16 protein-coding genes are annotated in these 17,961 nt (G+C 45.9%); 13 read left to right on the top strand and 3 right to left on the bottom strand.

The window, feature by feature from the left end; genetic code table 11:
- Positions 1-25 precede the first annotated feature (25 nt).
- From ACYVUT_RS11320 to ACYVUT_RS11260, 13 genes are all read left to right on the top strand, one after another.
- A complete protein-coding gene (locus ACYVUT_RS11320; RefSeq protein WP_484502116.1) occupies positions 26-2,197 on the top strand; it encodes a hypothetical protein in 2,172 nt (723 codons plus the stop codon).
- 16 nt (positions 2,198-2,213) lie between these two features.
- The gene (locus tag ACYVUT_RS11315) at positions 2,214-4,655 is read left to right on the top strand and encodes a phage tail spike protein (RefSeq protein WP_484502115.1); all 2,442 of its coding nucleotides are present in this window, start codon (positions 2,214-2,216) and stop codon (positions 4,653-4,655) included.
- 1 nt (position 4,656) lies between these two features.
- Complete coding sequence (locus tag ACYVUT_RS11310) at positions 4,657-10,509, top strand: gp58-like family protein (RefSeq protein ID WP_484502114.1); 5,853 nt, start codon at positions 4,657-4,659, stop codon at positions 10,507-10,509.
- A gap of 79 nt (positions 10,510-10,588) precedes the next feature.
- The gene (locus tag ACYVUT_RS11305; RefSeq protein ID WP_484502113.1) at positions 10,589-10,807 is read left to right on the top strand and encodes a hypothetical protein; all 219 of its coding nucleotides are present in this window, start codon (positions 10,589-10,591) and stop codon (positions 10,805-10,807) included.
- A gap of 13 nt (positions 10,808-10,820) precedes the next feature.
- The gene (locus tag ACYVUT_RS11300; RefSeq protein WP_484502112.1) at positions 10,821-11,060 is read left to right on the top strand and encodes a hypothetical protein; all 240 of its coding nucleotides are present in this window, start codon (positions 10,821-10,823) and stop codon (positions 11,058-11,060) included.
- Between the two features lie 2 nt (positions 11,061-11,062).
- Positions 11,063-11,212: a hypothetical protein gene (locus tag ACYVUT_RS11295; RefSeq protein WP_484502111.1), complete on the top strand. Its 150-nt coding sequence runs from the start codon at positions 11,063-11,065 to the stop codon at positions 11,210-11,212.
- Positions 11,178-11,594, top strand: coding sequence for a hypothetical protein (locus tag ACYVUT_RS11290; protein WP_484502110.1), 417 nt, complete (start codon positions 11,178-11,180; stop codon positions 11,592-11,594). Before ACYVUT_RS11295 ends, ACYVUT_RS11290 begins: the two co-directional genes overlap by 35 nt.
- A 20-nt stretch (positions 11,595-11,614) precedes the next feature.
- On the top strand, positions 11,615-11,938 hold the full coding sequence (locus ACYVUT_RS11285; protein ID WP_484502109.1) for a hypothetical protein: 324 nt from the start codon (positions 11,615-11,617) through the stop codon (positions 11,936-11,938).
- The gene (locus ACYVUT_RS11280) at positions 11,935-12,282 is read left to right on the top strand and encodes a phage holin, LLH family (protein ID WP_484502108.1); all 348 of its coding nucleotides are present in this window, start codon (positions 11,935-11,937) and stop codon (positions 12,280-12,282) included. The genes ACYVUT_RS11285 and ACYVUT_RS11280 overlap by 4 nt, the downstream gene beginning before the upstream one ends.
- Positions 12,263-13,474 carry a GH25 family lysozyme gene (locus ACYVUT_RS11275; protein ID WP_484502107.1) on the top strand — a complete coding sequence of 404 codons (1,212 nt, stop codon included), beginning with the start codon at positions 12,263-12,265 and terminating at the stop codon, positions 13,472-13,474. Before ACYVUT_RS11280 ends, ACYVUT_RS11275 begins: the two co-directional genes overlap by 20 nt.
- A 1-nt stretch (position 13,475) precedes the next feature.
- Positions 13,476-13,826: a hypothetical protein gene (locus ACYVUT_RS11270; protein ID WP_484502106.1), complete on the top strand. Its 351-nt coding sequence runs from the start codon at positions 13,476-13,478 to the stop codon at positions 13,824-13,826.
- A gap of 415 nt (positions 13,827-14,241) precedes the next feature.
- The gene (locus tag ACYVUT_RS11265; RefSeq protein ID WP_484502105.1) at positions 14,242-15,153 is read left to right on the top strand and encodes an AcrVA2 family anti-CRISPR protein; all 912 of its coding nucleotides are present in this window, start codon (positions 14,242-14,244) and stop codon (positions 15,151-15,153) included.
- Positions 15,146-15,670: an SHOCT domain-containing protein gene (locus ACYVUT_RS11260; RefSeq protein ID WP_484502104.1), complete on the top strand. Its 525-nt coding sequence runs from the start codon at positions 15,146-15,148 to the stop codon at positions 15,668-15,670. Before ACYVUT_RS11265 ends, ACYVUT_RS11260 begins: the two co-directional genes overlap by 8 nt.
- A gap of 247 nt (positions 15,671-15,917) precedes the next feature.
- Here the strand turns inward: ACYVUT_RS11260 and ACYVUT_RS11255 are convergent, their stop codons facing one another.
- From ACYVUT_RS11255 to ACYVUT_RS11245, 3 genes are read right to left on the bottom strand one after another with little or no spacing between them, the layout of a single operon-like run.
- Positions 15,918-17,021 (bottom strand): tyrosine-type recombinase/integrase, encoded by a 1,104-nt coding sequence (locus ACYVUT_RS11255; protein ID WP_484502103.1) that lies wholly within the window; start codon positions 17,019-17,021, stop codon positions 15,918-15,920.
- 57 nt (positions 17,022-17,078) lie between these two features.
- Positions 17,079-17,474, bottom strand: a complete 396-nt coding sequence (locus tag ACYVUT_RS11250; RefSeq protein WP_484502102.1) for an ImmA/IrrE family metallo-endopeptidase — start codon at positions 17,472-17,474, stop codon at positions 17,079-17,081.
- Entirely contained in the window at positions 17,467-17,829 is a 363-nt protein-coding gene (locus tag ACYVUT_RS11245; protein ID WP_484502101.1) for a helix-turn-helix domain-containing protein, read from the bottom strand. Before ACYVUT_RS11245 ends, ACYVUT_RS11250 begins: the two co-directional genes overlap by 8 nt.
- Positions 17,830-17,961: the final 132 nt, after the last annotated feature.

The following is a 17,961-nucleotide window of genomic DNA, read 5'->3' as shown; positions in this document are numbered from 1 at the left end:
TTTTTGAGGTGAACAAATGATCGACATGGAACATCACACGCCTGTTGACCCGGATACCATCAGTGATGATGATGCTTGGTTCAACGGGCTTTCTTTTATCAAGGACATTAAGGTTCGGCCTGTCAAAAGTTCAATCTCTATCGGGCCAACCATGAGTGCCGTCAATGAAAGCATTCCCGGCAAGTACGGAAATTTCTATGAAGGCATGAACTATGAAAGCAAGGAAATAAGCTTTCAGATTTTCGCTAAGTGCGGGACTGATGAACGGCTGGAGCAAGAAATCAGAGAAAACATTGCCCAGGCCTTTATCAAGTTCAACCCTAGCAATCCAACGCTGGAATACCAATTAGTGTTTGGCAATGAGAAAGCATCGGGGTTTGGTTACCATGCACACAAGCATTATGTTGGTCACATCACAAGCATTGGCAATCCGCAGTATTTGCATGACGATGAGACCAGAGACTTTACCTGTGACATTACGTTTGAATGCTCTGACCCACGGGCTTACTTGCCTATGCACACGGTTCAAGGCGTGTTCAGTTCAAACGACAACGCAGAGATCAAGATTAATTACAATGACGGCACAGCACCAGCCGAGTTTGAAGCTGAAGTGTTATACGCCAGTGGCAAGGCCGCACACCATGTAGGGTTTATTACTGACAGTGGCGGTGTCATGGCAATTGGCGATGACAGTTCCGAAGTAGGGAGTTGGTCAAGCTCAAGTGGCACGTCAGAAACAAACAATCTGATTCCAGTCAAGTGGGATCCAACTAACCTTGTGGACATTGCAAACTCAGTATCTGGCACATTAGCAAACTGGGTGACAGATCAAGCAACTATCTCACAAAACTTTGCAAACATTCAGTGGGGACACGATTCAGTCGGTCAAACGATTGGTGGTTCAGTTAAAACCGATGGTACGAAGATTACCGTAGGCACTCGCAAGGTCAAGGGATATAAGCCTAGTGAGTATCCTAAGAACAAGGAGTTGAAGGCTACTGACGGCAAGAGCTATAGCGTTCAAAACTACGGCACTGATACAGTAATGAGAACGGTTAAGGACGGCAAGCCTAACGGTTGTCCATGGTATGGGCCTGTGATCGTAAGCACTGGGATTGTCCCAGCTGACACAAGCACGACCATGAAGAACTTCAAGATTACATTCAGAATCCACCATACCAAGTTTGGCAAGGGACATCCACATAACGCTAGAGCCATGGGAGATATTGAATTTATGCTGCTGGACGCAAGCAACAACGCATTCTTTAGAGCTGGGATTAAGGATTCATCAACTGGTGAAGCCCCGACTCTGATTATGCAATTCTGCAAGCCTGGCAGTAAATGGAGTGATAAATCTAATGTGCTTACTCTGGTAAGTGATTCTAAGACTGCGCTCAAAGGGCAGACCAAGAAGAATGACCAGATTGTTAAAGTGCCTTACAAGACTAAATCAATCACAACGATTGTCAAGAAAGTTGTAAGCAAGACAACTAGAAAGTCTAGCTCATCAACCACACGGACTACCAAGACCAAGAAAAGTGGTAAGCACAAGTCAACTACTTCCCACTCTGGCTCAAGCACAAGCACGACTACCAAGACTGAGAAGAAAACGTCATACCAATACACTTACTACACTGAGAAGACTAAGAACGAAGAGAACGCATTTACTAACGGCTGGATTGAAGTGACTCTCAGCCGTGAGTTTGGCAAGTTTTATATCGAAGCGTACAAGCTGGATGGTAACGGCAAGCACATGAAGAACGGCTGGTCATTCACCAAATACCAGAAAGCGCCTGTGCCTAACGTTCCAACTGGTGACGTTTCATTAAGTCGTGTCGCTTGTGGATTCTTCAAACATTCCATCATGGAAGATACGGTCACTCCGTTTGAAATCTACAAGTCATGTGCATTGACTATGACACACTGTTCTATTTGGTCAATGAATCAAGAGTACTACAACATGTATGCGCCAAAGAATGTTAAGAGCTATCCTAACGTGACTATCTCAAGTGGTGACCATGTTACCTTTAGTTCAATTGAAACTAAGGTTGAAAAGAATGATGTAGCGGCTCAGCCGACCTGGGGAACTAACTACCCTACGCTTACTCCGCAGAAGATTAACACTTTGCATTTTAAGAGTGACGGAGATTTGACCGGAGCAACGTACAAGATTGAGTGGGCACCAAGAATGCTTTAAGAAGGAGCGTGATTAAATGGCAGTAAGCGAATACGGACAATACCGGATTCTGAATGAGGACTTGATGGCGATTGGCGTTTTGAAGATTGGTGGCAAGACTGAGTTCTACGGCGATACGATTACGCACCAAGTTGCGGACGCTGACCAATCTTCATCATCATACGGTGAATCGCCACAAGCCCCAGTGAATGAAAGCAACCCTAACCTTAATGCTGAATCAAAAAACTTTGACCACTCCGGCAGTATCTCAGTGATTGAGAAGCCGGGGACTGATTCAGACAAGATCAAGATTGGCAATTGCTTAGCATACTATGACGAACCACAAGAGCGCTGGTATGTCATGAAGATTTGGAATGTGGAGAGAACACTGAACGCAAGCGGTGCTCATGTCCTTACAGCACAGCTGGTCAACCTAGGCTTGTGGGACTTGCATTACAGAATGACGCAGAAAAAGTCTATGAAGAGCGCGTCAGCTAAGACAGCTTTTTATTGGCTCTTGCAAGATATGGATTGGAACGCAGACTTCAGCGCAATCCAGGACTATTCTGTAACTGGCAGTGTGGAGTTTAATGCAAACACAAAGAGCTCAGCAATGCTTCAAACGCTGTTACAGCAATACAATCTTGAGTGTGACTTTTATGTAGAATACAAAGGCAATTATGTAACCAAAAAGGTTTTTCAAGTCGCTCCAGAAATTGACTCTGGCTATTACGGCGAAGCCTATGTAGGCAAGAATGTAACAGCCCTCAGCCAGCAAACAAACGGTGACGTTATCACACGGCTTACTGTCATTGGCCCTAACGGCGAAACAATGGCAAAAGCTGGCAACTATACCTCCGGCCCTGTCAAGCATGACAAGGGCTTTTCTTATGTCTACGATGCTGACGCAAACGCTGAATACAGTGACGGCAAGCACTGGCTTGACGGGGTGATTACTACGGATAACATCACTGATGCCGCTGGGCTGATGATGTATGGCGCTAAGCTTTTGAAGATGTATAACCATCCAAGAATCAGCTATACATTGCAATGCACTCATACATTCAATCCTAAGCTGGGTGCAACGGTTCGGACTAAGGACTTTTTAGCTGACCCAGAAATTACAACTTACCAAAGAGTAATCAGCAAGACATTCTCATTTGCTGACCCAAGCCAGAACACTGTCTCATTTGGTGAATTTGTGACTGTCAGACGGGTTACGCCTGCATGGCTGGCTAACTATAGTACCAGCATTCAGAAGGCCCTTAAAGCGGCTAAGGACGACGCCTCAAACATCTCAGTTGCCGTGCTTACCCCAGATGGCACTGACTTCAAAGGCACTGACCAGACTAAGAGATTCTATATTCAAGCTTGGTCGATGGGAACAAACATCAGCGGCTATGTTCAGAATCAAGGCTTTGAATTTTTGAAGTATAAAGCTGACACAATTAGTCTGGGCGGAGTGATTGATGACAGTTCGATTGGCGAATACGAGAAGACATTGTATGGCTATTCTCAGACGCTGACTAGCAAAGACCTGGGCAACTACAGAGCACAGGTAGATAACGACTACCTTACCAGCGATGCTGAAATCTATCCAGATCAAACGGCTAGCGTAAGCGTAGCTCAATTACCACACGAAGCATTCGGTCACCAGATGGCTATGCAAAACGCACGGCGACTGAGTGATGGCTCAATTGTTGCTAGCTATTCTTTAGAAGGTGCAACGACAGACAGCTTAAATAGTCACCAAGATGATTGTGCATTGATTCACTATTCAACAAGTGGCACTGTCTTAGGTTCAGCCAGAATTGCAAGCGGTGGACACGGGTCTTGCTTCGGCGTAGAAGAAGTCAATAGTGACTACTGTTACGTTTACATGAATACTTACAATGATGACGACTCAAGCAAGAAATATAGATTCACACGAATCAAGTTTATGTTGAAACAAACCAATGTAAAGGTTTTAGACAACAAGACCAGTCGTGATGATTTCAAGATTGGCTATACCAGTCCCGACTATTTCTATACGTCATTAGACAATGACAGCGGCTATTGCGTAATGGTATTCAGCAAAGATTGGCGTGCTTACACTGTTAAGCTGACCGACCTAATGGCAGGCAACTTTAAGCCAACTCAAACCGCAGTATTGACTGACTACGGCTGGAATCCTAACACGCAGACCTGGCAATCTCCAGCAATCAAATACCCGTACGTATTCTGGCATAGCGGTGACTATGACATGCACGACAGACGGGTACTGTACGGAATCAACATGGAACACAAGGGGCAAGTATTTGAACTGGAATATAACTTCCTCGACTATATCCACACGCCAGCTGACTACAACGTGGTTGAACCCGAAGCATTGTCATATAGAAATGGCAAGCTGTTAGTGTCATTCAACTGTGCAAGCACAAACAGCAGTAGCGTTAAGAGAATCGAACCTGTGTTTGAAATTCCATTGAAGGGAAGATAGCATGAAAAGTAAATCAGTTTCAGTCAATGTTACGGCAAACGGCTTAGCCGCTAATCAAGCACAACAAACAGCAAATCAAGCGGTAGCATCAGCCAACAAATACAGAACTGAATGGGAAGAAGTCAACTCTGAAAACCTCGCAGCTTTAAGCACTGCTCAAAGCGAATTTGAGTCAAACCTTGCCTGGGCTAAAAGCCAAATCTATGAAGGTCAGCACCAGAACGATAGTGCGGTAGCTAGCCTGCAATCTGATATGGAATCCAGCTGGCAATCAATGTCAACGGTGGAAAAAAGCCTGTACAATTCAACAAGCACGGCAACGAGCGAAGCGGACAGCCGGCTTGAAAGCTTGCGCGCGCAGAACAGCCAATCACTTGCTGACCTCCACAGTGCAGCCAACAGCCTCCATGCGGCGGCAAATAGCTTACATGCCGATGCAGACTCAATGAGAGGCTCTCTGGCAGGCGCTACTAGCGAGCTTGGCAAAGACATAACGGCAACGAGAGACAGCCTCACAGCGGCTAAAAATAGCCTTGCGGCGGTGGACAGTAGCATGCGTACGGCAACCAGCGAAGTTGCCGATAATCTGAACAGCGTCAAGAACAGCCTAACCGCAGTAGACAATGATCTGAGAAACGGCGTCAAGCAGGCTGGCAATGATCTGTCAGTGGCAAAGACCAGCTTGACGGCTACTGGGAACAGCTTAGCAACGGCGACAAGCGAGTTGCAGACCAAGACCGGGCAATTAAGCGGGTCATTGTCCACGGCCGACAGCATGATAATGTTTAACAGCAACGCAATTTCCGAGGTCAAGAAAACAGCGGGCGAGATCAGCACGACCGTAAGCAATATTAGGGTTGGGGCTAGGAATTTACTTAGAAATTCGGCTAAGTTTCCGTATTCTGGGAATAATGATAATTCTTGGTCAACGGGCCAGTGGCGCATTGCGGGCATGACAACCGACACGAACGATATGAAACGGGCAAGCAAAGAAATCACTGATTCACCATTGGGTGGTAAAGCTACAGTAGTTTCCTTCACTGGCATCTTGCGTTCAAGCGTCAATGACATTTCGCTAGTCGCTATTAACAGCGTTCCGGTTTCCGGCAATGTGACACTCAGTTTTTGGGCACGGCAAACAAGCAGTGTTGACACGGCGTTTGTGTCCGCAGGCTGGAGTGGTAGAGGAATGGCAAACACCAACGCTTCAACCGAACGCTGGGGAACTACCCAATACCGCAAACTTTTCTTGCCTAAAGACGGAAGCTGGACCAGATTCTGGGCAACGTTCAATGTAAACAGCAAAGAAAATGTTTATATTGGTGCTGGGGATACTGGGACATCGGCGGAAGTTCAAATTTGCTTAGTTAAAATCGAAACAGGCACAATGGCTACGGACTGGGCGCCAGCCCCGGAAGACACCGACCAAGCGATCAGCACGGTCAGCCAGACCGCAGACGCTATCAAGGCCGACCTCAGCAACACAAAGGGCGATGTGGCTTCGATAAAGGCAACCGCAAACAGTTTGCAGAGCCAGATTACGGACAACAAGAATAACATTTCTTCGGTTAAGCAAACGGCAGACAGCATTAATACCAGTCTGACTAATGCTAAGGGAGATATCTCCAGCTTAAAGCAGACAGCGGCGGGATTGCAAACTGCCGTGGCAGATAACAAGAAAAACATCTCCAGTGTCACGCAAACCGCAACGGCATTGCAATCCAGCCTCAGCAATGCGCAAGGGGAAATATCCAATGTCAAACAGACCGCAAGCAAACTCCAGTCTGATTTAACTAATGCTAAAGGCGACATCAGCAGTTTGCAACAAACGGCTAACGGGCTGACCAGCACGGTAAGCAATTTACACGCTGGGGACAGAAATTATGCACGGTATACTTTCAACGATTGGAAGACATTTACCGGATTTACAGGGGCAACCAACTACTGCACACCAAGTTTAGGTGTTTTCTACTTAGACGATTTAAAAGTAGGCGATATTGTAACAATCGGCTACACGATCAAGAACAGTGGCATTCAATCTGGCAAGTTTTGGATACAAGCTCCGGGCAATGTAACGGACTGGAGTACTGGTGCCATTGGACTTGCTTCGCATGATATAGCCCAAGTATGTCCAGACGGCGCAACCACAACGTTAATAGCTTACTTTAAACTGACCGCTTACAATTTTAAAAACAGTAGTTTTGATTTTGATATCAGAACGGATAATTTTCCTGCCGGAACGTTATCGTACAAGGGCTTGTTCGTTAAAAAAGGCAATCTAGCCACCGATTGGTCTCCAGCCCCGGAAGACGTGGACGCTTCAATCTCCCAAATCAAGCAAACAGCCGACCAGATCAAAGCACAGGTCAGCGATAACAAGAGCAATATTTCTAGTGTCACGCAAACTGCCACGTCTTTGACAACCGGGCTTGCCGATGCAAATAAAAATATCTCTAGCCTCCAACAGACGGCAACCACATTAACCAGCGGATTGGCAGACGCTAACGGCAACATCTCAACCTTACAGCAGACGGCCAAGGGCTTGCAGACCTCGGTTACCGACAGCGCTGGGAAGATATCCAACTTACAGCAAACGGCGGACGGCTTAACAACGACCGTGGGCAAAGGCAACCGAAATTTAATTGCATGGTCGGGCAATTACACAACCGATCACTGGGGTATTAGAAGCGGTGGTAACGGGCGAGGCATAATTGCAACGAATGACGTAACCACATTCCCGGACAATTTGAGTACTGACAAGATGCTGACCATTAAGGGCAACACCTCCGGCAATCGTGATTGGTATGAATTTGACAAGATCAACGTTGTTAAAGACACAACTTACACAGCTTCCGTTTACGTCAAGCTCAACAGCGACACGGCGGTAACCAATCCAACGGTTCAATTCAGATTGTGGAATGACACCACTGATACACCGACTTGGGGGCTTGCCAGAAACAATTTGGCGCTGTCAAAGACAGCGTGGACACGAGTAACGTTTACCGTCAAGGCAATAGCAAGCGGACTTTCAGACCCGATATTTGGTATCTCTGGCACTGGCTCTATTGACCTTGCCTTCCCACAATTTGAAATTGGCTCAATCGCCACGCCATGGTCTAATGCACCAACTGATGTCGCCCAACTCAAACTCACCGCAGACGGCCTTACGAGCAAGGTAGCCGACACGCAGGGCAATGTAAGCAACCTCCAGCAGACGGCAAAGAGTTTGCAAACGCAGATTACGAACGCCAATGGTGATATTTCCAGCGTTAAGCAGACAGCCGGGGAAATTCGCACAGACCTCACGAATGCAAAGGACGATATTGCCAGTGTAAAGGCCAAGGCGGACAGTCTGACCTCCAGCATGGCAAACGCAAACAACCAGATCAGCACGCTACAGCAGAGGGCAGACAGCATTACTAGCACGTTGAGCAACGGTGGGCGCAATCTGCTGTCCAACACCAGAGAAATGAATGATCCATCAATTTGGAGCAACTTAACGTTATGGGACAAAGGCGACTTTTATCACGATGGTGGAAACGACTGTCAAATCGTGCAAACCAGCACTCAACAATGGAATGGGTTAAAGCAATATGTCTTTGTTGAGGCAGGTAGAAAGTACACCTTCTCAATCGATGCAAAGTCTGGTGACAACAGCAATCATACGGCTAGTTTCTACATCACTCTTAACAATGCACAGGAAGGCCAATACAATAGGGCAGATGCACTAGGTAACGGTCAAAAGCTGAATTACACACCGACATGGACTAGATATTCGTTCACAATCACGGCAACAACGAATGGCTATGTCGCTCCAAGAATTGAACGTGGGACAACCACTAACGAATTGTTGCAATTGGCAAGGCCACAGTTTGAATACGGCGACACAGCCACCCCATGGCAACCGTCTAATGGCGATATCTCCTCACTCCAGCAGACGGCACAGGGGCTGACCGCAGACATGAAGGACGCAAAGGGGAACATATCCTCGCTCCAGGCTACGGCAAGCGGGCTTAGCTCCGACATGAGAGACGCCAAGAACAACGTTTCCTCCCTCCAGCAGACGGCTAAAGAGTTGGACGCCCAGATCAAGGGCGTTGATGGCAAGGCAACTACGATTAAGGCAACGGCTGACGGCGTCAGTGCTCGTGTGTCTAAGATTGAAGGCAACAAGGTAGTTGGGTCACTGCTGAAGCTGGATGGTAGTGAAGCAGGGCTTGGTACGTATGTGAATGACAAGCTGATTGCTGGGATTAACACAAATCCAGATGGGGTATGTATTAAAGGCAAGAACCTTTACCTTGACGGCCAGACGCACATTGACGATGGTGTGATTAACGCAAGTAAGATTACGGTTTACAACACCGTCGGTGACAACAAAGGCAATCAATATCTTGCTGTAGCTTGGGGGCAGCTCAACTCCACGATTGGTGGCAAGGACGACAAGGGCAATACGCTGTGGGGATCGATCAACCAGACAGCTGGCAAATTCTCCAGCTACTACACGAGAGACGAAACCGATAATAAGCTGTCTCAGCAGTCATCGCTGATTTCACAGACGGCCAACAACATCACTATGTTGGTCAATGATGCAAAGAACTTCTCGACCTATACTGTTTCTTCAACGAATACTTGGAACTTCGATGATACCAAGTCCACATACGGCAACTGGTTCTTGAATGGTGAAACGACTGCCGATCACGTTTACAACGGGCCAAGCTTTACTAACGGCCAAAAGCTGACTCCATTTATGTACGTTACCAGCCGGGGGCCTAAGGACGGGTCATGCTACACTGTAACCGTATGGAAGGACAATGACCCTACGCAGTATCAAAGAACTTGGAATGGCGGTTCTTGGTCCAGTTGGGTAATCCTGCCTAACAGTCAGAACCTTATCTCAGCCATCAACCTTAGCCCAGATTCAGTTAAGATCAGCGGCAAAAACATCGAACTGAACGGTAACACGAAGGTTACTGGGCGGCTTGATTTAATGCAGAACGATAAGAACTGGATTGACCAGGATGAAGGGTATCACAACAGATGGAAGTGGAGTAATGCCCACATCTACTTTGATAACTACATGCAACTCTTGTGTGACAACACGCATGTTACTTACACTGACGGTGACACAACACGAACAACACTGAATGGCTCAAACAACTTCTACACGATCAACACGGTTACGCCAGGTTATATCAAGCTTACGTCATACACCAGTAGTAACTTGCAAAATCAGCTTTCAAGAAGCTATTTGGACTCCAGCCGTATTGAAACGCCAGAAGTCTACACTGATAAGTTCATCATCACTGGTCACCACATCAGAGTACGTGACAATCAATACTTGATGATAACAAACAAGGCTGGTACTAACTTTGACGGCAATGGCTCAGCTGGCTTCCAAGTCTGGGGTGGTATTGTCTTAGGACAGAATACGATTGGCGCACCAAGTGGAGACATCTATTTCCAACGAGGCAATATTGACGCTATCTTAGGGCAGAAATACAGTGATGCATCTAAGTTAACTATGCATGCTCAAAAGCTTGTTTCCCAGGAAGCCAATACCGTATCCTCCAGACTGTCAGTCAAAACAGCAATCACCAAGGTTACCTATGACCGGGCACTTATGGCAGTACAGAATACTGACATGTACGACTACCGTTATACCTCAGATACCACGGGTCAGCATTATGTCTCCGGTATCATCGATGACGTTCACGATAAGCCAGAGTACAACATGGATCCAATGCTGATTAACCAGGACAGAACGGCTCGTATTGACGCCAATCTGCTGGGCTATCACCATGTGGTATTGCAGGAAATCCTCAAGAGATTAGACAAGTTAGAGGCAAAGTAAAATGAGACAAACAAGAGACAAGCGTTCCCCTCCAGAACGCTATAATTGTAGTGTGTGAGAACTATAAAGGAGAACACATATGGATTTAAGAATCAATAACATTGAGCCAAAATACGACAACGACGACATTCAAAGTGAAGCCGTTTCAGTATCCGGCTATGCAAGCGATGGCTCCGGCGATTATGTAAATGGCCGGATTACCGTCAACAAGGCAGAACTGGCAAGCGACAAGACATTCGATGACTTAACGCCAAAGGACGTTTTAGCGCTTGTCAAGAAAAAGTTAACTTTTGCATAAAGGAGAATAGATCATGAAAATTAATGCAAAGGGCATCAGCTACCAATTCGCAGATTCAGATGGTAGTACTCAATCAATCACTGTCAACTTGAGTGGCGAACAATCGCCAAACTACATGAGTGGTTCTTTCGTAATCACGGCGTCAGATATGACTGACGGTACTACCCTCGATGATTTGAACAAGAAGCAGATCACCACCTTGGGCTTGAAGAAGCTGGAAGGCTACGTCAAGGCGGCATTAGGCGAGGCTTGATCATGAACATTGATGCTAATGACGTAATCGCAAAATACCGCAAGCTGACTGATGACTTGCAGTACAACTTGCTGGTAATGCAGGTGCAGGTTGAACAACTTCAAAAGGAACTGGCTGATGCTAAGAAAGATAAAGACAAGACTACTGAATAACGGCTGGCACTGTATCGTAGGCTTGTCTTTAATCTTAAATGGCATTGTGCTTGTAACCAACAAACGCTATTTCTTTTGGCCTCCACAGCCAGAATTTATCACTGATTTTCTTAATGATGACATTGTAGGCTATACGGGAATCCTAATCGGCATTGGCATGATTTATTGGGCATATCAAGAGAGCGGTTCAGTTAATCTGAATCGCTTTTTGCTTGCGGGCAGTTCCGCTTTTTACACTATGCTGGGGCTGACTGAACTTATGCATTCAATATTTGCCAACCCGTATACTCCTCGTATGGAATGGGGAGCTGTCAGTGACTTAATTATGGTCTTGGCAACTTTGTACATGGCAAAGGAATCACCAACCAAAAAAGACAAGTGACAGAAAGGAATGATCGGAACATGGCCTCTTTAATGGACTGGTTGACGAAAATCATTCCGACTGTAGGTACAGTGCTAGTAGCATTATTCAGCTACTGGACTAGTAAACAAAAGAGTGATCGTGAACAACAGCAAGATGAGCGCTCTGCCTTGAGGGAAGACTTGAAAGATCAAAGAGAGCGCAATGCTTATTTAGAAAAGCAGCATGTCGAAGACCAAAAAGAAATCGACAGCTTGACCAAGCAGGTTTCTAAGTATTCTATACGCTTAATTGCACTCGAAGATAAATTAGGCATAGAGCATACGTTTACTGATGCAAGCGATCATGGAGATGATGAATTATGACTCATGAAATTATCGTAGACATTATCCTGGCAGTGATTGCCTTGATTGGGACAGTCATGTGTCAGATTGTAAAGCAGGACAGCAAGGCAAGATTAGTCTTGCAGATCATTAATGAAGTAGCGCCAACTGCCGTAGTTGCCGCTGAAAAGATTGGCGGAGCTGGCAACGTAAAGTTTGCCAAGGCGGTTAATTATGTTCAGCGTGCACTCAAGCAAGCGGGCATTACCAGCGCTGACTTGACTGTGATTGAAAACGCAGTTGAAACTCAGTGGGCTGAACTGTCCAAGGCAGGGACGCTGGACCAATACAAGAAAGAGGTGCCAAGTGAAAAAGTTAACTCTTAGTTTAGCGGCTGGAGCGCTTGCCCTAGCTTTGTCTGCATCCCCGGTTAGTGCCTCCACACGGCGCTTAGGCGTTGATGTATCAAGCTATCAAGACAGCTCATACAGCTATTTTAACGGACTGAAAGCCAAGGGTGCTAAGTTTGTCCTGGTCAAGCTGGGCGGGTCTGGTGGCGGTGAAGGATACCACTACCAAAACCCTAAGGCCAGCGCCCAGCTCTCAAACGCCAAGAAAGCCGGTCTGAGCGTGGGCGGATACTACTGGGGACAATTTAGCGCAGACAAGTCTAAAGCCACTCAGATGGCAAATATGGCCGTCTCAGACGCAAAGAAATTTGGCTTGCAGTCTGGCTCAGTGATTGCCCTTGACTATGAAGCTGGGGCATCTGGTTCAAAGAGTGCAAACACGGCCGCTGTCAAAGTGTTCATGGACGCAATCAAGAAGGCTGGATACAAGCCTATTCTATATTCTGGCGCGTACTACCTCAAGCAGTATGTGGACTATGAATCAATTGGCAAGAAATATGGCAACGTATTGTGGGTAGCCAGCTATAAGACCACAAGCCTACAAACAAAACCAGACTACGGCTATTTCCCTAGCATGAACCACGTAGGGATGTGGCAATACGCAGACAACTGGTATGGTATTGACGGAAATGTGGAATTGATTAGCGGTCTGGTATCCAGTGGCAAGGTAGCAAAGAAGACTCCAGTCACTCCAGCAAACGCAACGACCAACAAGGCCCAGGGCGTTCAGCCTATTCCTAAGTCAAACAAGTACACGATCAAGCAAGGCGCCAGCTGGTATGCAATTGCCAAACGCTATGGACTTGATGCTGGCTTGCTTGCACAGCTGAACGGCAAGACGACCAAGAGCATGATTCATCCAGGACAGGTTATTAAGCTGACTGGCGTAATCACAATCAAGGTCCAGCCTAAGAAAACCAAGACAACCACTGCCACTCCGAAGAAAACCAAGACAACCACACACGTGGTCAAGGTCAAGAGTTTAGGTACTGGCAAGGCAAACTGGAAGGTGAACTTGATTGGCTCAAACGGCAAGTATGCTAATCATTACGTTGCCCAGGGTTCAAGCTGGAAGACTACCAAGAGCAAGACTTTCAAAAAGGGGAAGGCTTACTTGATTGGCAAGGATTTATGGATTCTTTCTAAATACGTAAAGGTGGTCAAGTAATATGGCATTAAGTTTAGGCGTAGCGGAAACTGTTGCCAAGGTTGGCGACACTTCACAGATTTATACGCTTGATTTATACGATGATGAAATGGACTTGTATCTCACTGAAGACTATGATCCAGAAGACATTGAGGTCAGAGTTGCCAATGAGCAAGGCCAGTATTTGTTTAGCACTGATGCAAGCGATATTGTGATTACCGATGATGACACGATCAGTGTCTTAGGAACTAAGCTTGCAAAACAGCCAGCAGGTCTGTACCAATTCGAAGTACGGTTGAAGAATGATGATGACACGGAGACCATCTTCCCGACTGGCGCGCGACCGGTTGTTCGGTTAGTGGGGTCTATCTAGTAATAGGCCAGGCCGACGCTGTAGTAGGGCGTGGTCAATCATGGTCAACCGTAACCACCCCGAGCCCTTGGGGCTCTAGGGATTATATATAGTGACCACATGACCACACCTAATATATAAATATATTTTTATAAGATAGATAGGGGGAGATACCTCTCTATATATAGTGAGAGATTGGTGTGGTCATGTGGACAAATCGCTGAAACCCTTGAGGCTCTAAGGTTCAAGGGGTGACCACACCTGTCCAAATGACCACAGAGGCGTGGTCATTTCTCTATTTTTAGTGTGTCCATAGCCAGCTCCAGCGCGAAGGCTGGTTAACCAGCTACACCTACATAAAACTGAAAGCCTTACCGGAGAAATTCTGGTAAGGCTTTTTTTCTTTTGCTATAATAGGGGTGTGGAGGAAAGACCGATGAAGAAAGAAAAATGCTTACCATTGCAGATGCTGAAGTTCATGTCCAGCAAATACCCAACCGCTTGGTCTGAGATTGAATCAGCTAGGGCAAATAGGAATTGGCCGGACTGGTGCTATGTTCCGATCAACCGCTGTTTGACAATAACCATGGCTAGCAAGGCAAACCTATTCCAGCAGGTCCAGGATGCCGTTCTCATGTCAGCACTAGCGCCATGGAGGATGAGCAAGGAAATCTATGTGTTTGATGATGAGCTAGCCAATGATCTGTACAGTCAGCCACTGGATACTCTTCCCACTGTGGTATTTGAGAGACTGCCGTTTCCTGCAATCTACATTCAAGCGCCTGGACTGGGCGTGAATGGCTTCTTTGTAAGCCGGGAATATGATGTAAAAAGCAAGGCGGTCGAACTGCGGCTTACTTTTTGTAACGGGCTTACCGAAGCATGGCCGGCCTACATTGCTTATGATTCAGCAAGCACGATCAAAGAGGCTGTGGATAAGATGTCACTGGGGCGGAGCAATCCAAGGCTGTTTGATATGGTCAAGAAAGCAATGCAGTTAGCTCTGTATCTTTGCACCAGTAATCCGGAAGCCAGACCACGCCAGAGTCGATTTAAGCGGCCTGCAAGCCGTCCTAAGGACAACTATAGGGAAATACGCACGTGGGACGTAGGGCTTCGCTACGGGGCTGCTATCAAGCAATACAAGCAAACGAATAAGACACATGCAGGAAGTCATACTGGCAAGCGGCCACACTACCGCAGAGGACACTTTCAACATTACTGGAGAGGGCCACGAGACGGAGAACGCACGCTTGAGTTTATCTGGATTGACCCGATTTTGGTCAATGCAGATAAGGTTGATGGAGAACTGCCAGCTGTTGTACACGAGGTGAAGAACGATGATTAAGAGAAGATTAGTAGGCGGTATTTTGTTGTTTATAGTAGCTGGGTTTGAATTGCTGATGTCTACTGGCTATTACGAAAGAGCGAGTGGCGATGCTGTTATAGATGATGCAGTGTCATATGTTAAGGACATGCGGTTGGCTGTTTCGTATATTATCTTTGCAGTGCTGGCAATCATTGTTGGCATTATATTTGTCTCTACGTGCAAGGGACAGCCAGTCAAGTGGTTTGAATACACTTTGCTTGCGGTTATGCTTTTAGCAATGGCAATAATTCCATACATGGCGCCACACACTGGTAATGATGGCGGGCTTTTTGGTTTTGTTGCGACTGTTGAATTGTTCTGTTATGCTGTTGGTGCTCCAACAAGAAAAGGCTTTAAGAATTTTCCATTCAAGAGCAAAGATGATGCTCACAGTGAAAAGAGCATCGACAAGCTGACCAAGCTCAAAGAGCTGTTGGACAGTGGGGCGATCACTCAAGAAGAGTTCGATCAAGAGAAAAAGAAAATTTGGAAATAATATTTTAAAGAGCCACTCGGAGATTAATCTGAGTGGCTCAATTTTGGCACAAACTCCAGCAACTTTTATGGACTTTAATAGCCTAAGATGACCTAACCAAAAGTGCTGTGAATCCCAGTACTATGCGGTTTTGCGGGAAGTGCCGGGATTATGATTAGATGTGGGACCAATATATTAACAAAGTGGCATGACCCTTGATATGATTGGGGTTGTGCCGCTTTTTATTTTTTCGTGGCTCAAATATGGCTCAAATAGAAAAATCATCGATTTGTTTCTCCATGTCTTCCTGCATCTTCTTAGTGACGTGAAGATAAATTTCTCTTGTAGTTTCCGCTTTTGTGTGCCCAACTCTTTTCTGAATTACATGCAGAGGGACACCTTGTTCAGCCAGTTTGGAGATGTGGGTATGTCTGAACATGTGCGTAGTTACTTTTCTGCTGAGTCCGGCTTCCTTAGATTTGCGGCCCAGCAAAAGCTCAGCCGCTTCAATCGTAAATGGCTTGTGTGTTCTCTGATTGATAAATACAAAATCATCTGGCTCAGCATCACGACTACATGATTTAATGATCTGTACAGCTTGCTTAGGCAGGAAGATCGTTCGATAAGATGCAAATGTTTTGGGTGAATCAGACTTAACTCCTCCACGCCAAATAGTACCCGTTACGTCAGCGTAGGGAAGGTGAACATTCTTAAATTGCAAGGCGGCTACTTCACCGAAGCGCATGCCAGTTAAATACATGAATTGAAAGAAGTACAGGTAGTCCGGCCGATCTATAACGGAAAAGAGCTTGTCCAGCTCATCATCAGAAAGCAACTTGGTAGAAACATCTGTGTGGTCTTTTGGTCGCCACTGTATTTTTAATCCTTTGGCTGGATTTTCGGTTAGGTATCCGTAGTTGATAGCAAACTCATACATAGCGCTCATCTCTACTCTGTAGACATTGACAGTGGCGTTTGCCTTGCCCTTCAAACTAGACTGGAGATATTTGGTAACCATAGGCTTGGTAATGTTTCTAGCTATTGCATCTTCGCCAAAATATTTCAGCATTGCGGACATTCCAGTTCGGCGGGAATTTAAAGTGGTTGGTTTGATTCCACGCTCTTGCTCATGATCTAGAAACAGCTTCGATAGCTCACCTATGGTTATGTCTGTCTCTGTTCTAGTATCGCTTATATTGACTAATTTCTGCGCTAGAATGAGTTCAGCTTCTTTCCTGGCCTGTTGACTGCCACGAGGAAGAAGACAAGTCACACGCTTGATCTTGCCTGTCAGCGGGTCACGATAGCGCTGATACCATTGATACTTGCCAGACTTCATTTTCTTAGGTTTTCCTATAGGATAGGTTTTCATCGTTGTCCTCCAGGGAAAATAAAGGCGCCTTTACTATCTATTAGTAAGGGCGCTCTTTTAGTATGCCCTCATTAATTTGCTAACTGTGTCAAACATTCTGTTAGGTATTCCGAAGGCCTGCATGAAGCTGTAAACATTATCGTATTCCACACCGATCAGTTTTGAATAGTTCCAGATGATTTCAGTTGCGAATACGTCAGCTTCGTGTTCCATTTTTATTTTGATTGTGGGTGCGGCTAAAGAACTGTATCTGTGCTGTAACACAATGTGTCCTATCTCGTGGGCCAAGATAAAAGGTGATTCAATCTGCCTGGCCCAGTTGCCGTTTAAAATGATAATTCTAGACTTAGCATAAGAAACAGATGGTGCGTCCGAAGGTAGAGTAGCATCGTAGATAACACCAATCCCTGCCTCTAAGGCGTAGTTCATCAAGTATTCTAGCAAGTCATTCATGGACAGATTTCTTTCTCTTCCTTATATAGGTTTCTGCCATCGATCTGTAATAGCTTTTTAGATCATCGGGCAACTCTACGCCTCTATAAGAAAGCGGTTCGTCTTCTCCGAGATCATAATGAACAGCTGACTCTCTGACTTCCAAATTTCCAGTGTCTCTACCTAATAGGTAGTCAGTAGAAACATCGAAGAAGTCTGCCAGTGTTACGATCATGTCTGCGTTTGGTTCTCTAAGCCCGTACTCCCAATTGGAATAGGTGGTATTTCCTACGTGAAGTCTTCTGGCAACTTCAGCCTTAGTAAGGCCTAGTGATTCTCTCAGCTGTGTTAAACGGCTGCCAAGTGCTTTGCTCATAATGCACACCTCCATTCAGCAATGTACACGTTCTGAGTTATTTCTTTAGACTAAGCTTAGACCAAAGCAAACGCTTTTGCAATATTTCTTAACAAAAAGAGAAAAGAGGGTTGCAAACTTCTCAAAAGGTGG

It is taken from the genome of Lactobacillus sp. WILCCON 0059, from assembly GCF_057197985.1.
The sequence above is the reverse complement of the archived record's forward strand: the minus strand, read 5'-3'. Positions and strand labels throughout refer to the sequence as shown.